Annotated in this window: 11 protein-coding genes; 4 read left to right on the forward strand and 7 right to left on the reverse strand. The window is 62.1% G+C overall.

Annotated elements, in window-relative coordinates; genetic code table 11:
* Nucleotides 1-229: 229 nt before the first annotated feature.
* Both ACW9JE_RS21160 and ACW9JE_RS21165 read right to left on the reverse strand, forming a co-directional pair.
* Complete coding sequence (locus ACW9JE_RS21160) at nt 230-829, reverse strand: eCIS core domain-containing protein (protein WP_224539932.1); 600 nt, start codon at nt 827-829, stop codon at nt 230-232.
* Nucleotides 829-1,821 carry an AraC family transcriptional regulator ligand-binding domain-containing protein gene (locus ACW9JE_RS21165; protein ID WP_457433835.1) on the reverse strand — a complete coding sequence of 331 codons (993 nt, stop codon included), beginning with the start codon at nt 1,819-1,821 and terminating at the stop codon, nt 829-831. The genes ACW9JE_RS21160 and ACW9JE_RS21165 overlap by 1 nt, the downstream gene beginning before the upstream one ends.
* 68 nt (nt 1,822-1,889) lie before the next feature.
* On the opposite strand from ACW9JE_RS21165, the gene ACW9JE_RS21170 reads away from it, so the two are divergent.
* The 3 genes from ACW9JE_RS21170 to ACW9JE_RS21180 all read left to right on the forward strand — a co-directional run bounded on the left by ACW9JE_RS21170 (nt 1,890) and on the right by ACW9JE_RS21180 (nt 4,508).
* Nucleotides 1,890-2,747 (forward strand): sterol desaturase family protein, encoded by an 858-nt coding sequence (locus ACW9JE_RS21170; protein WP_457433827.1) that lies wholly within the window; start codon nt 1,890-1,892, stop codon nt 2,745-2,747.
* Complete coding sequence (locus tag ACW9JE_RS21175; RefSeq protein ID WP_457433828.1) at nt 2,744-3,334, forward strand: NADPH-dependent FMN reductase; 591 nt, start codon at nt 2,744-2,746, stop codon at nt 3,332-3,334. Before ACW9JE_RS21170 ends, ACW9JE_RS21175 begins: the two co-directional genes overlap by 4 nt.
* Nucleotides 3,335-3,551: 217 nt before the next feature.
* The gene (locus ACW9JE_RS21180; RefSeq protein WP_457433829.1) at nt 3,552-4,508 is read left to right on the forward strand and encodes an alpha/beta hydrolase; all 957 of its coding nucleotides are present in this window, start codon (nt 3,552-3,554) and stop codon (nt 4,506-4,508) included.
* Between the two features lie 432 nt (nt 4,509-4,940).
* On the opposite strand, the gene ACW9JE_RS21185 is transcribed toward ACW9JE_RS21180, so the two are convergent.
* From ACW9JE_RS21185 to pvdM, 5 genes are all read right to left on the reverse strand, one after another.
* Nucleotides 4,941-7,421: a TonB-dependent siderophore receptor gene (locus ACW9JE_RS21185; RefSeq protein ID WP_457433830.1), complete on the reverse strand. Its 2,481-nt coding sequence runs from the start codon at nt 7,419-7,421 to the stop codon at nt 4,941-4,943.
* Between the two features lie 244 nt (nt 7,422-7,665).
* A complete protein-coding gene (locus tag ACW9JE_RS21190; protein ID WP_457433831.1) occupies nt 7,666-9,315 on the reverse strand; it encodes a cyclic peptide export ABC transporter in 1,650 nt (549 codons plus the stop codon).
* A 473-nt stretch (nt 9,316-9,788) separates the two neighbouring features.
* Nucleotides 9,789-10,643, reverse strand: coding sequence for a dihydropyoverdine dehydrogenase (gene pvdO / locus ACW9JE_RS21195; protein WP_224538220.1), 855 nt, complete (start codon nt 10,641-10,643; stop codon nt 9,789-9,791).
* 146 nt (nt 10,644-10,789) lie between these two features.
* Nucleotides 10,790-12,070, reverse strand: coding sequence for a pyoverdine-tailoring periplasmic protein PvdN (gene pvdN, locus ACW9JE_RS21200; protein WP_457433832.1), 1,281 nt, complete (start codon nt 12,068-12,070; stop codon nt 10,790-10,792).
* Nucleotides 12,071-12,099: 29 nt separating this feature from the next.
* Nucleotides 12,100-13,449: a pyoverdine-tailoring dipeptidase-like protein PvdM gene (pvdM, locus tag ACW9JE_RS21205; protein ID WP_457433833.1), complete on the reverse strand. Its 1,350-nt coding sequence runs from the start codon at nt 13,447-13,449 to the stop codon at nt 12,100-12,102.
* A gap of 178 nt (nt 13,450-13,627) precedes the next feature.
* Between pvdM and pvdP the strand changes: the two genes are divergently transcribed.
* On the forward strand, nt 13,628-15,247 hold the full coding sequence (gene pvdP / locus ACW9JE_RS21210) for a pyoverdine maturation tyrosinase PvdP (RefSeq protein WP_457433834.1): 1,620 nt from the start codon (nt 13,628-13,630) through the stop codon (nt 15,245-15,247).
* Nucleotides 15,248-15,660: the final 413 nt, after the last annotated feature.

Below are 15,660 nucleotides of genomic sequence, written 5' to 3' on the forward strand. Positions count from 1 at the left end.
AAAAAAAAAAAGTGGGGGGGGGTGGTTTTGCCGGGGAAAGTGTAGGGTCGGCCAACGTCATTGTTGGATTTGCCGGCCTCTTCGCGGGCAAGCCCGCTCCCACAGGATCATAAGAACGCAGGTTAGGCGGTGGCGGTTTCCATCACAGCGCGATCACGACTCAACAACCCCTGCACCGATCGCTCATTGGCCAACCCCAGAATGTTTAACCAACCCAGTGAGATCCCCTTTACTGGGTTGGTCCATTGGTCTGGCGAATCACCCGCCCGACTTCAACCTGGATGGCATAGGCCGGCGCCTCCACTGCATTGAAGTCCTGGGTGTAGCGCTGGGCAAACCCCTCGACGCCCCACTCCTGATACTGCTGCACATGCTTGAGCTCGTGCGCCCAGAGCGCGACGTTGTGCTCGGCGTCCTTGGCGTCGCGGAAGATGATGATGTCCACCAGCGTCACCGCGCCCACATCGGGGTTCTGCAGCATCGCCGTGGCAGCGCTGAACTGGCCGTTGTCGCTGACTTTGTAGAGCGCAGCGTCCAGGACACTCGGGGCGTACCAGCGCAGCAGTTGTTCGCGAATCGGCTCCGGGATCGGTTGGGTGCCGGCCATCGCCGCTTCGGCGCGGGATTGGGTCAGCCACAAGGCTAGGGCCGGCCCGGCGATCTGGTAGATATCGGCGGGCACTGTCAAAAGGCCGAGATCGGGGAAGCAGATGCATTCGTCCAGGCAGATCTGTTTCTGGCCGGATGGGCAGGCGGTTTCCTGAGCGCTGACTTCGAGGCTCAGGCAAAGGAAAAGCAGCGCCAACAGGCGTGCGGCAAGTCGTGGCATCAAGGCTCCACTGATCGGGATGGATCGCGGGTTGGTTCTGTTCGCCAGCGCTTGCGCGCATGGACGTACGCGGCCAGGTCGTTGTACCCCAGCTGTGCGGCGATTTGCGTGCGGCTGTTGCCTTGCAGTTCCAGGTACTGCTCAAGTTCCGCGCGCACCCGGTCGAGCAGTTCGCGAAAGGTCATGCCTTCTTCCTCCAGACGCCGCCGCAGAGTGCGCGGGCTCTGAGCCAGTTCCTGCGCCTGAAGCTCCAGGGTGACGGCCTGGCCGGCGATAAGACTCTGGCGAATCCCCTGCGCCACCCTGCCCGCCCAACCGCTGAGCTGATGCTGTTGTGACAGCCGGCGATCCAGTTCCTGACACAGCACTTCCATCATCCCGGCGTTGTGAGTTTGCAGCGGGACCGCGAGGCTGGTTCGGTCGAAAAACACACGGTTGTAGCCGCAGTCGAACTGGACGTTGTTGCCGAACCATTGCCGGTATTCGGCGTGATAGGCCGGGCGCGGGTGAGCGAAACAGGCGCGCACCGGCATCAGCGCCATGTCGGTGCCGATGCGCAATACGCTCAGGGACATCACCGAATAGTGCTCGACGACATAGCGCGCCAGTGTTGCCGGCGCGTCGATGCGGATCTCCACGCCCAGAAACCCGCCGTCCTCGACCAGCACGACGCTGTCCATGTCCGAGGCCAGTCTGGCGTAGCGCGCCCAGAACCGGATCGCCTCTTCAAGATTGGCGTTGAACAGGCAGGCATGGGCCAGCACGTGCCAATCCTGGCGACTGAAATGCGAGAACAGATGCAGGCCGATCGCCGGATCGTGAGCGGCGGCCTTGGCCCAGAGTTGTTCCAGGGCGACCATGCTGTAGTTGCTGCGTTCCTGCAGCGTGCGGTTTTGCAGATAGCGCTCCAGCACCCGGCCCAGCGGGCCGCGGTGAAAGCGCTCGGGCGAAGGGTTGACCGCTTTTCGGGTGATTCTGTCCGTTTTGCACATATCGCGTGGTTGGCCCATGGTTTCTTATTGGTTGGCATCGCCATTATCGGCCGCAACCAGAGAGTGCCATGAATACAACAACAATAATCACCAGCAGTCCGATCCCGATCATCATCGCCATCCTGATTGGCTTCATCGTCCTCGAAATCGCCTGTTCCTGCTTCACCCAGCCCCGTGGACAGCGGCGGGACGCGATCATCGAAATCGTCGGCTCAAGCCTTTTGATGCTGGGTACCCTGCCGTTGGTGACCTTCCTCGCCAACCTGTTGCTGGCGCATTTCGCCCCTCAGTTGAAAGACAGCCTCATTGGCCTGCATTGGCTGCTCGGGCTTGGCCTGTTTCTGGTGCTGGACGACATGACCCAGTACTGGTGGCATCGACTCAGTCACAAGGTGCCGTTCCTGTATTCGCTGCACCGGGCGCACCATTCGGCGCCGTACATGAGCATCCGCATCGTCTATCGCAACAACAGCTTTTATTACCTGCTGATGCCGGGGCTGTGGTTCTCCGGCGTGCTGCTCTACATGGGCTTGGGGCAGGTGTATTTCGGTTACCTGATCGTCAAGATGCTGGTGATTTTCGGCGCCCACAGCAGTGTGCCGTGGGATGAAAAGCTTTATCGAATCCCGGTGCTGCGCCCGCTGATGTGGGTGTTGGAGCGGACCATTTCCACGCCTGCCACTCACTCGGCGCACCATGGGTTGAATGCCGATGACGGGGTGACGAACTACAAGGGCAATTTCGGCAACCTGTTGTTCTTCTGGGACGTGTTGTTCGGCTCGGCGAAGATCACTCGCCGGCGTCCGGAGCATTACGGGATCGAGGATATGAAGCCGGTGAGTTGGCAGGAAGAATTGTTCTGGCCGTTGGCGCGGGGCAAGCGAGTTCAAACGGAGCGTTCGTCGAATCAGGAGTTGGCCAAATGAATATCGTGCTTGTTGCGGGCTCCAGTCAGGTGGATAGCCAATCAGCCAAGGTTGCCGGGTATCTTGCGGGGCGTTTGCAGGCGCTGGGGTTGTGCGTGTTGCCCAAGGTGATTGACCTGGGTATTGCACCCCTGCCCTTGTGGCCTGCGGAAGATGTGAATGGGATCTGGGCTGACCATAGTGCGTTGCTGCGCGAGGCTGATGGGCTGGTGGTGATTACGCCGGAGTGGCATGGGATGGCGTGTCCGGCGTTGAAAAATCTGTTTGTGCATGCTGGGCATCGGGAACTGGGGCACAAGCCGGCGTTGCTGGTGGGAGTTTCATCTGGTCAGGGTGGTGCCTATCCGTTGTCCGAGTTGCGGACGTCGAGCTACAAGAATTGCCGGATTTGCTATCTGCCTGAGCAATTGATTGTGCGGCAGGTGGAGTCGGTCATGAACGGGCCGGATAGCGCGGGAGCTGAAGACCTGCGTATCCGCGGGCGTGCTGATTGGTCGCTGCAAGTGCTGGCCGAATATGCCCGGGCGCTGCAGGGGATGAATGAGCGGATCAGTCACGACAATCCTGAGTTTGCGAACGGCATGTAGATGCATTAGGCGACGAGGACATTGTGGCGAGGGGGCTTGCCCCCGTTGGACTGCGCAGCAGTCCCATCTTTTTGGGGCCGCTTCGCGACCCAACGGGGCGGTGCGACGTTTCGACAAGCCCCCTCGCCACAGGGTTCTCTTTCACTACACATCACCTTAAGCATCTCGCTCGTTTCACGATTGTTTTTCGAACTCTTTGCCCAAAAGGACTCCCCCCATGGCCTTACTGCCAGAACTTGAAGCCTTCCTCGAACTCGCCGAATTCGGCCGTCTCACCGGCAAAAGCCGCCCTATGCACGAACAAACCCCACAACAGGCCCGCATCGACTTCGAAGCCGCCTCGGGCTTTCTCGACGTGCCGCTGACCACCATCACCTGCGAAAACTTCACCATCCCCGCCCGCGACGGCCACAGTCTGGCCGCGCGCCTGTACCGCAACGGCCAGGCGGTCGACGGTCTGCAACCGGTGATGCTGTATTTCCACGGCGGCGGCTACGTCGTCGGCAGCCTCGACTCCCACGACGCCCTCTGCCGTCGCCTCGCCGCCCAGGGCGGTTTCGCCCTGCTGACCGTCGATTACCGCCTCGCCCCGGAATGGAAATTCCCGACCCCGGTGCAGGACGCGTGCGACGCCGGTAACTGGCTCACCCGCGAAGGCGCCGCCCACGGCCTGGACGCCAACCGCACGGCCCTGGCCGGCGACAGCGTTGGCGCCACCCTGGCCACCGTGCTGTCACTGATCGCCGTGCGCCAACCCGAAGAACTCGCCCTCAATCCCAAGGCCCAACTATTGGTCTACCCCGTCACCGACGCCACCACCCACCGCGCCTCGCACCGGGACTTCGCCGAAGGCTACCTGCTGGAAACCCCGACGCTGGACTGGTTCTACGCCCACTACGCCCGCACCCCGGCGGATCTCGCCGACTGGCGCTGCTCGCCGCTATTGGCCGAAGACCTCTCCGGCCTGGCCCCGGCACTGGTCTACCTCGCCGGCCATGATCCGCTGCACGACGAAGGCCTGGCCTACGCCGAACGCCTGCGCGCTGCCGGCAATGACCTGACTTTGCTCGAACAGCCGGGCATGACCCATGACTTTTTGCGCATGGCGGGGTTGTTGGGGGAGGTGGCGGGGATTCATGACGAAGCGGCGGGGTGGGTGCGTTCAAAGGTGTAAACCTGTGAGCTTTCCATAAGGCCACTACCGCCATCGCGGGCAAGCCCGCTCCCACAGTGATTTCGGTTGTTCGCGGATTTCGTGCGCACCCATCGAACCTGTGGGAGCGGGCTTGCCCGCGATGGCAGCGTCACAGCCACTAAAAATCTCGCGAGCAGGCTCGCTCCTACAGTGATTTCGGTTGTTCGCGGATTTCGTGTACCCCCATCAAACCTGTGGGAGCGGGCTTGCCCGCGATGGCGGTGTCACAGTCACCAAAAATCTCGCGAGCAGGCTCCCACAATTGACCTGGGTGGACGCAGATTTTGCATCCACTGCAGATCCAGTGTGGGAGCGAGCCTGCTCGCGATGGCAATTCCAAATCCACCACAATCCCAACCCAAAAAAATGCCCGCATCTCTCAACGCGGGCATTTTGTTTTTCAGTTCAGGCTCAGAAGTCGTACTTGGCCGTCAGCTGGAAGTTGCGCGGCTCACCCGAGAAGGTGGTGCCGAAGTTGCCCAGGCCCGTCAGGTACTTCTTGTCGAAGACGTTGTTGGCGTTGGCGGTGAAGCTCAGGTGTTCGTCGTACTGAAAGCGGGTCATCAGGTCGACGAGGGTGTAGCCGCCTTGCTTGAGGTTGACGGTGGCGCCTTCGCCGCTGCCATCCACGCTCGGGTTGAAAGTCTGGCCGTAGAACGAGCTCTGCCAGCTGACGCCGCCGCCGACGGTGAACTGGTCCAGCGCGCCGGGCAGGCGGTAGGTGGTGAAGGTGCGGATCACGTGTTCCGGCTTGGTGGTGGCCAGCGGGAAGCCGAAGATGCGCTGCTCGTCATCGTCACGGGTGCGGGCGTAGGTATAGCCGGCCGACACGTTCCAGCCTTCGGCCAGTTCGCCGGCCATTTCCAGTTCCAGGCCTTCGGTGGTGGCACCGGAGATCGGCTTGTAGACGTCCTGGCCGGTATCGGTGTTGGTGGTCACGTACTGCGCGACGTTGTCCTGCTCGATGCGGAACAGTGCCAGGCTGGCGTTGAGCTTGCCTTCGAAGTAGGCGGCCTTGATACCGGTCTCGTAGGCGTTACCTTCCACCGGTTCCAGGGTCTTTCCGCTGGCGTCCTTGTAGATCTGCGGCTGGTAAATGCTGGTGTAGCTGGCGTACACCGAATAGGTGTTGTTCAGGTCGTAGACCACACCGGCGTAAGGCGTGACCACGCCGTGTTCCTTGTAGCTGGCGTGGGTGTCAGCCAGGCCGGCGCCCGGGTAGTAGCTGTAGTCTTCGTTGTACTTGAACGTGCTCAAGCGACCACCGAGGATGAACGACAGGTCGTCGGTCGGGCGCAGGCGGGTGGCCAGGTAGAGACCGTTCTGGCTCTGGGTGCGCTCGTACTTGCCGTTCTTCGGGAACTCCTGTTTGGCGATGTGGCCTTCCCAGTCGAAGATGTTGCCCGGCACCAGTTCGAAGGCGCTGGTGTCGTAGGTCGCGCCGGTCTGACGCGAGTGGGATGTCATGAAACCCGCCACCAGTTCATGCTCGCGACCGCCCAGGGAGAACGGGCCGGAAACGTTGATGTCGGCGGTGTTCTGCACGCGATGGCCTTCCCAGCGACCCCAGTAGAAGAACATGCCTTCGCCGGTGGCGCGATCCGGGTTGCCGCCGCTGGCCGAGGCCAGTTGGGTGTCGTGGTCGGTGGTTTTCTGGTCCAGGCTGAGCTTGAGTTTCCAGTCGTTGGCCAGCGCTTGCTCCAGGGAGGCGAAGTAGGTGGTGCTGTCGAAATCACGACGGCTCCAGTCGGCGCCTGGGTTGAAGCTGCGAGAGAAATCGGTGCGGCCACCGTCACTGAAGAACGGCGAGTTGCCGGTCCAGGAACTGCCGCGCGGGGTGGCGCTGGATTTGTCGACGCCCAGGGTCAGTAGGGTATCGTCGGTCAGGTCAGCCTCGAGGATCCCGTAGTACAGGTCTTTCTTCTGGCTGTAGTGATCGATGTACGAGTCCTTGTCCTGCAGAGCACCAACAAAACGCCCGCGCACGCTGCCGCTATCGTTCAGCGAACCGGAGATGTCGCCTTCGGTGCGGTAGTTGTCCCAGGAACCGACGGTGCCGCTGACCGAGGCCTTGAATTCCTTGGTCGGCTTTTTGCGCACCAGGTTGACGGTGGCAGCCGGGTCGCCGGCGCCGGTCATCAGGCCGGTCGCGCCCTTGATCACTTCAACGCGGTCCAGGCTTGCAGCGTCGTCGCTGTTGTTCGGGTTTTCGCCGTAGACGCCGTCGTAAGGGATGTTTACGCCATCGTATTGAAAGTTGGTGATGGCAAAACCACGGGTGGAAAATTCGGAACGGTCACTGTCGTACTTCTGCATGGTGACGCCCGGCGTGTTGCGCAGGACATCACCCACGCTCTTTGAGCCCTGGTCGTCCATTTGCTGACGGGTCACCACGGTCACCGTTTGCGGCGTTTCGCGAATGGTCAGCGGGAGCTTGGTGGCGGTGGTGGTCGCGCCGGTGGTGTAGGAACCGGTGTCTTCGGTGACCAGGCCCAGAGCCTGGCCGGAAATGGTGGTCGCGCCCAGTTGCAGACTCGAGGCGCCGCCGGAGATCAGGGTCACGCTGTTGCCGTTGATCTGGAACGAAATGCCGGTGCCCTTGAGCATCTCGGCTAGCGCCGCGGAAGGCTCCAGCGAGCCGGACACCGCACGGGACCTGATGCCGGCGACCTGATCCGGGCTGTAGAGGATCTGCAGGTTGGTCTGCATGCCCAGCTCGGTCAGTGCGCTGGACAGCGGCTGCACGGCGATGCTCACTTTTACCGGTGCCGCGTTGGCCATCGTGCTCCCCAGCAAGGTGGCGGTCAGCAGTACGCTGGTCAACAGGGTCTTGTGCAAGGACGGGCGCTGTACGGCCAGCGCGAGAGGTGTGCGGCGTGGGAGAGATCGCATTACTTACCAGTGCTCCTGAGAAAGTGTCGTGCAGAGTTTTTGTTAATAGGAATGATTATTAAGACGGGGCGTTGTTAGAAAACCGGAAAGAAACCTGCAAAAAAATTTTCGATGGGGCGAAAAAACGCAGAACCTGTGGGAGCGGACTTGCTCGCGAAGGCGGTGTGTCAGTCGACAGATGTGTTGCTGATACACCGCATTCGCGAGCAAGCCCGCTCCCACATTGGGTATGCGTCAAGCTCGATCAGGCCGGCATCAACTCGGTCACCACCCGCCCGCGCTCCATGCGCACCAGCTGATCGGCCACATCGAAATAACGATCGTCGTGGGAGATCACGATGATGGTCTTGCCCAGTCGTTTCAGGTCCGGCAGCAGCTCGGTGTAGAAGATCCGGCGGAAGGTCGGGTCCTGGTCGGCGGCCCATTCGTCGAACACCAGCACCGGGCGTTCTTCCAGCCAGGCGTTGACCAGCGCCAGGCGCTTGCGCTGTCCGGTGGAGAGGTCGGTGGTGGTGAAGCTGCCGTCCTTGACCCTGACCTTGTGGGCGATCTCCAGGCGTTCCAGGTATTTGTTGGCGTCTTCGGGGATGTGCGTGTCGCCCTGGACCACGTCGTCGAACAGGTAGTAATCGGCGAAGACCGTGGTGAACAGCTGGCGATAGTCATCGCGGTTGTGCGCGTCGATGGCCTCGCCGTTGACCCGGATCTGCCCCTGTTGCGGCGTGTACAGGCCCAGCAGCAGCTTGATCAGCGTGGTCTTGCCGCAACCGTTTTCACCGACGATGAAGGTGATGTCGCCCTGTTTGATCGACAGGTTGACCGGTCCCAGCTGGAACGGCGCGGCACCGTCCACTGAGGGGAAGGCGTAGCGCACGTCCGCCAGTTGCAGCTCCTGCACGGCGGGTTTGACGTCGGCCTTGTCGCTGAGCAGCAGGTGTGGTTCCGGGGTGGAGAATTGCTCGGACAACTCGGCGATGCGGCGGAAAGCGATCTGCGCGCGACTGACGATCGGCAGGGTGCTGATCAAGTGTTCCAGCGGGCCTTTCATGTACAGCAGCACCAGCACGAAACCGCTCATCACGGTTTTGTCGGCGCTCGGCCAGAAGGTTTGCAGCGCCAGGGCCAGGCCGATCACCACGAAGAACAGCATCGAGCCGAAGGTCTTGGCGATCACGAAGGTGTTGATCGAGCGCACCTGGGTATTGCAGATGAACTCGGCAGTGCCCTTGATCCCCGAGCTGAACATGCGCTGGCGACGCGGGCGGTGGATGCGCAGTTCCTTGGCGCCTTCGGCGATGGCGTTGTAGTGCTTCTGCAGTTCGTCCTCGGCTTCCCGGGCGGCCATGAAACCCTGCACGCCCTTGCTCTGGGCGTAGGCCTGGATCGCGGTGCCGATGAGGATTGCGGCGACCATGATCAGGAACATCGGCCACGACAGGATCGCCAGGTAGCCCATGCAGCCCAGGGTCACGGTGACGGAAATCGCCAGCGGCGCGAAGGCGAAAGCGAAGTCGCTGATGGTGTCGACGTCGTGGGTCAGCACCGGGATCAGGCGGTGGCTGCGGTAGCGTTCGATTTGTTCGATCGGCGCCGACAGCACCTTCTCGCCCAGCTGTTTGCGCAGCTTGGCGATGATGTGCTGGCCGACGTAGTTGGTGCCGATGTCCGAGCAGATCGAACTGGCCAGCGCCAACAGGCATAGCCCGGCAAACAGCGCGACCACGCCCTGGGTCAGGCCGCTGTCCGAATGCAATGCGTTGTTGATGGTCGCCAGCAACACCGTGACGCTCAGGCCACCGACCATGCCCAGGACGATGGAGGCGGTGACGATGAGTCGAAAGGGTTTGAGCAGGGCGAACAATTCGCCAATGGCGCCTCGGGTGGGCTGGGTCATGGAAGACAGTTCCTTGGGTCGGAAGGCAGATACCCAGTAGAACGTGTGGTCGCGGGGTTAATTTAGAGGGTGGGCGACTGGTGGTGAGGGCGGGGTTTCATTCGGAATTTTCGGTGACGGATATGGCCTCTTCGCGAGCAAGCCCGCTCCCACAGTTGACCGCGTTTTCCCGGGAAGAATGCGGTCCCCTGTAGGAGCGAGCTTGCTCGCGATGCACGCAAGGCCACCGCGGTGTATCAGGCAGCCAGGGTCATTGTTGACGACCATCGCGAGCAAGCTAGCTCCTACAGTTGATCGTATTTATTCAGGGAGAATGCCGCCCCGTGTAGGAGCGAGCTTGCTCGCGATGCACGCAAGGCCACCGCGGGGTGTCAGGCAGCCAGCGTCATCGTTGACGACCATCGCGAGCAGGCTCGTTCCCACAGGTATTGCGTCGCACGCCGGTTTGCGCCATCCCTGCAGGCGCAGGCAGGTCAGAGTTCGCGCACTACGCGAAAGCCCATCCAGTCGCCACGTTCCTGCGGGTACTGGCTGTTGCGGTTGCCCGAGCGGGAGAAGACCGGTGCTTCGCCCCAGTCGTTGCCGCGGATGCGCACGGTTTCGCAGTTGGCTTCCAGCCAGGCGCTGCCGTCGGTGGGGGCACCGACGTAGTTGGGGTGTTCGCAGTCCTCGACCCATTCGTAGACGTTGCCGTGCATGTCGTACATGCCGAAGGCGTTGGGCGGGTAGCTGCCCACCGGCGAGCTGTAGCTGTAGCCATCCGCCGGGCCGTAGGTGTTGGCGTGTTTGGCGATGCTGTATTCCTTGCCTTCGTCGAACGGGAAGGGGAACGGGCCCTTGGTGCCGCCACGGGCGGCATATTCGCGCTGGGCTTCGCTGACCATGCTGTATTTCTGCCCGGTCTTTTTCGACAGCCAGGCGACGTAGTTCTTCACGTCCTGGAAGTTCATGCACACCGCCGGCTGGCGCGGGCTCTGCGGATAGCGCGGTTTGCTGGCGATGCATTCGCGGCCCGGGCGGGTGTCGCCGTTGGCGATGGTCACGCCGCTCTCTTTCACATAACTGTCCCACTCGCCGGCGGTGATCTGGAAACGGCTCATGGCGAAGGGTCTGGCGAAGGTCACGTCGTGCATCGGGCCTTCATCGGGTTCGCGGCCGACCTCATCGTCCGGGGTGCCCATGGTGAAGGTGCCGGCGGGGAGGACGACCATTTCGGGGCAGTTGCGGCAGTCCTTGAAGACTTTGCCGGGTTGCGGTGGGGTGGCGGCTTGGGTGGTGGTGGAGAGGAGGGCTGCCAGGGCTGACAGAGCTAATAAATTGAGGGTCATGAGTCATCTCTAAATGAATGAAACGAACCCTGTAGGAGCTAGCTTGCTCGCGATGCACGTGAGAACACCGTGGGGTGTCAGGCAGCCAACGTCATCGTTGACGACCATCGCGAGCAAGCTGGCTCCTACAGTGAGGCGGGTTCCGGTCAGGCGGTTTTGTTGAGCAGTGCCATGAACCGGTCGATCTCGTTTTCGCTGTTGAGCAACCCAGGCGCAATGCGCACCACAGGCCCGGCGTCGCGTTCCACCGCGTCGCACACCACGCGGTTCTGCATCAGCTCGGAGGCGACTTTTTCACAGCTCTGCGCCTTGACCCGGAAGAACGTAAACCCGGCGGACAACTGCGGACTCTGCGGCGTCACCAGCTCAATCCGCGGCTGTTCCAGCAGGCGATTCTTGGCATAGGTGTTGAGCTCATGAATCCGCGACTGTACGGACGCCTTCCCCAGATCCAGATGCAACTTGAACCCCTCATCCGCCGCCCACCGATGCTCGAAACTGTGATAACCACCGGGGGTCATGATGGTCGAGAAGGTGGTCGCCTCGGAGAAGGTCGGAATGATCGGCGTGACATCCTTCACCTCGGCCGAACGCGCGCAAATGATCCCGGTCCCACGCGGTCCGAACATCCATTTGTGGGTGCCGGCGATGAAAAAATCGCAGTGCATATCAGGAAATTCCAGATCCTCGACACCAAACCCATGCACCCCGTCGACCACATAAAGAATGCGATCCTTCTCGTCGCGCTGGCGATTCAACTCCGCCACCAGCTTGCCGATCTCGCCAATCGGCAGCTTCACGCCACTGCCCGACTGCACCCAGGTCATGCCCAGTACCCGAGTTTCCGGTCGGATGCCACTGGCGATCGAACCCAGCACTTCATCCACGGACACATCGCGGCTGTTCTCGAACAGCTTGAGCTTGCGCACCTGGGTGCCCTGGCGTTGCTGACGGAATTCCAGAGTGTAGTTGGTCGAGTAGTGCTCGTGCTCGCTGACCAGAATTTCCTGATCCGGGCGCACATGAATGCCGCCGTAAATCATCGCCAGACCTTCAGTGGTGCTGCCGGTGAGGGCGATCTGCTCGGGTTTGGCGTTCAAATAGCGCCCGGCCCAGACCCGCACGTTGTGTTCGCGCTTCTCGGTCTCCTGCAGATCCCAGTCCATGGCGCGACCGGGGTTGCGGTCGATGCTGGCGCGGTGCAAGTCGATGGCGTTGCGTACCGGTGTCGGGTGCGACGTCACCAGAAAATTGGCGAAGTGCAGGTAGTCCGGGTCCTGATTGAACAGCTGGCGCAACTGCATCCATTTGCCTTTGGCCAAGGGCGGCGAACTGGAGGCCAGCGCCGGCAGGCTCACTCCGGCAGTCAGGGGCAGGCCGGCGGCGAGAATGCCGGCCTGTTTGAGGAAGGAACGTCGGTTGGTCATGTCTTCGAATTCGCTTGGAAAAAGTGGCTTCAGTTTTTGGCGACCGGTCGTGCGGATTTCTCGACCTGATCCCAGACCCGCAGGAAGTTGCCGCCCCAGAGCTTGGCGATGTCCGCTTCGCTGTAGCCTCGGCTGATCAGCTCGGCGGTTACGTTGCGCACTTCGCTGACGTCCTTCCAGCCATCGAGGCCGCCGCCGTCGTTGAAGTCGGAACTGATGCCGACATGGTCGATGCCGATCTTTTTCACCGCATAGTCAATCGCGTCGCCGTAGTCCTTGAGGGTGGCCTTGGGTTCCTCGTCGACGATGGCGTAGAGCTCGCTGGCGTATTCGCCGAAACGCTGCTCGGGCCAGACGGTGATGATCGGATCGCCCGGCATCAACGCCATTTCCAGGCCTTGCAGTGGTTGCAGGTCGAAGCGCGCGCGCAGGGCGTTGAGCTTGTCCTGGGTGGCCTGGCTCAGCGGGCGGATGTAGGTGGGGAAGCCAACGATCTGCACCACGCCGCCGCTGTCCTTGATCAGCTGCATTTCCTGGTCGCTGAGATTGCGCGGAATGTCCACCAGGCCTCGGGGCGCGGAGTGCGAGGCCACCATCGGTGTGCGGCTCAGATGCGCCACCTGTTCCAGGGCCTTGGTCGACATCTGCGACACGTCGATGATTACCCCGAGGTCGTTGAGACGATGCACCGCCTGCTTGCCGATCTCCGACAGGCCGCCGAGGGCATCGCGGGAATCGTTGAAGAACGGCAGCGGCCGCGACGAGTCGGCCCAGGCATTGTTGCCCACGTAGCTGAAGCCGAACATGCGCATGCCCCGGGCCGCCCATTTGTCAAGGGCGTTGAGGTCGTTGCCCAGCGGGTAGGCGTTGAGCATGCTCATGAAGATGGCGAACTTGCCTTCGCCGTGCAGGCGCCGGAAGTCCTCGGGGGTGTAGGCGATGGCGACCTGATTGGGGTAGTCGCGGACCATCGCGCTGATGATCTTGTAGCGGGTTTCCTGCTCGAAGCGAGCTTCTTCGATGAAGCCGGCGGTCGGGCGGTGCGGCGCGTTGGGGCCGTTCCAGATTTCCGGCCAGCCGAAGATCGTCAGCGCCGCGCCGGACAGTCGCCCGCGCCCGCTCTTGACCAGGTCGAACTGGCCGCTGCCGTCCTTGTCCGCCTCGTTGCCGGCGGTGCCGAAGTCCATCGGCACGGTGATGTGGCTGTCGAACGAGAGCAGGCGCTCGTGCAGTTCATCGGCCTGTTTCATCACTTTGGCCGGGTAACCGGGGTTGCCTCTGAACCAGTAATCCCAGGCCGCGAAGCCTGCCCCGGCGCCGATCGCCAGGGCCAGCGGCAGGCCGATGAAAAGAGCCTTTTTCGAGCGTGGTGTAGTCATTGCCGTCTCAGTCAGTTCGCCGTCGGGGTGCAGGCGCGGGGGCCTTTGCTATCTGGGAGGAACGAGTGGTCGGGCGCGGAATTTAGGCTGCGATCTTTTCCTGGCACCATAAATTTCCGCCGGCAACAAACGTTCTAGCTGGGATAAAGCCTGCTCAATGGCTGACACAGGTAGGGCAATGACGATTTCTCGACGATGGTTCATGGCGGGCCTGGCGCTGACCGGCGCGGCCGTGCCTGCGGCTTTTTATGGGCATCGCCAATGGACGAAACCGGACCCGACGATCACCCCCGGCGAGGCCTCGTTCGATGTCGCGGACGTGGCCGGCCAGCGTCTGGCCGACTCGCTGCGCGGGGTCTGGCAGATCCGTTTCGAAGGCCGCGATGCCGGGCTTGAAGGCTTGCCCGCGGACGGCCTGGAAGTGTTTCTTGATATCGGCCACAAGGGTCGCGGGCTGATCGGCTTTCTCGATACCGCCGAGCGACTGCGTTCCAGCGAAGCACCGCGTTATCGGGTGCTCGGCGATCTGGCCGCTGGCAAGCCGGCGCAATTGAGCTGGCGGCTGCTCAGCGCCAATGGCAGTTGCGATTACGAATTCAGCATGGCGCTTGACGAAGTCTGGGCCGCGTTCGGCAATGCCGGCAGCGGTTCGTTGAGCGGGCGGGTGCTGGATCTGGATCGGCCGTTGATGCTGACCGCCCAGGACAACCGCTTCATCGCCGTCAAGCGTGTGTTCCCCGAAGCCCGGGAGCGCACCGGGCTGAACGCGCCGCTATTGGCCTGGCTGACGTCGCCTGAACATCGCCTGTTTCATCAGCTCTGGCATGCCTCACGGGACAAATGGCACACCTTGCCTGAAGACAAGCGCGAGGCCCTGCGTGGCATCGGCTGGCAGCCCGGCCCACGAGACAAGGAGCGTGACGCCCGTGGCACGCGCAAGGATCGCAATGGCTCCGGCGTGGATTTTTTCTTCATGCACCGGCACATGCTCGGTACCGCGCGTTCGATTCAGGATCTGCCATCGTGGACGCAATTTCCCCTGCCGCAACCGGAACTGGCCCGGGATCGCATCGGCTTCGCCAATTATTTCGACAACCACGACGGCACCGCGCTGCCGCCGACCTGGCTGGCCGATGACGATGACGAGTACTCGCAGTGGGTCAGCGATATCAAGACCGCCGAGACCTATCACAGCAATTTCCAGGTCTGGGAATCGCAGTACCGCGACCCGCGTTATCTGTCGAAGCTGACGTTGGGGCAGTTCGGTTCCGAGGTGGAACTGGGGCTGCACGACTGGCTGCACATGCGCTGGGCCTCGGTGCCGCGCGATCCGTCCAACGGCCAGCCGGTGCCGTTCGCCCGGGATCCGTCGGACTTTTCCGCGCGATGGTTCGCGGCGGAGAACGACTTTCTCGGCGATCCGTTTTCGTCTCATGTGAGCCCGGTGTTCTGGCATTTCCACGGCTGGATCGACGACCGCCTGGAAGACTGGTTCCGCGCCCATGAGCGCTTCCATCCGGGGGAGGTCACGCGTCAGCAGGTCAACGGTGTGCCGTGGTTTGCGCCGGGGCGCTGGGTCGAAGTCGACGACCCGTGGCTCGGCCCGGACACCCACGGCTGCAGCACGACGCCGGGATTGCAGGCGGGCCGGTCGGTGGAAATGGACCCGGAAACCATGAAACTGGCGCTGCGTATCACCTTTGGCGAGGATGAAAAAAAGCTCAAGGACCTGTTCCGCAAAGTGCCGCAAAGGCCCTGGTATGCGCGGCATTTGAAGGCCAAACAGAGCCAGGCTTGATACCGAGTCATCGTTCATCGCGAGCAGGCTCGCTCCCACATGGGAAGGCATTTCTCCGGGAAGAATGCAGTCAACTGTGGGAGCGAGCCTGCTCGCGATGGCGGTGTGTCAGGCGACATGGATGCTGGATGTGCCGGCCTATTCGCGAGCAAGCCCGCTCCCACATTCGACCGCGTTTGTTCAGGATGAATGCGATCAAACTGTGGGAGCGAGCCTGCTCGCGATGGCGGTGTGTCAGGCGACATCGATGCTGGATGTGCCGGCCTCTTCGCGGGCAAGCCCGCTCCCACAAGTTTCGCGGATGTGCACAACATCTGCGGCTGACACAAACCACTGTGGGAGCGGGCTTGCCCGCGATGGCGGTGTGTCAGGCGACATCGATGCTGGATGTGCCGGCCTCTTCGCGGGCAAGC

The organism is Pseudomonas sp. SDO55104_S430, from assembly GCF_054070595.1.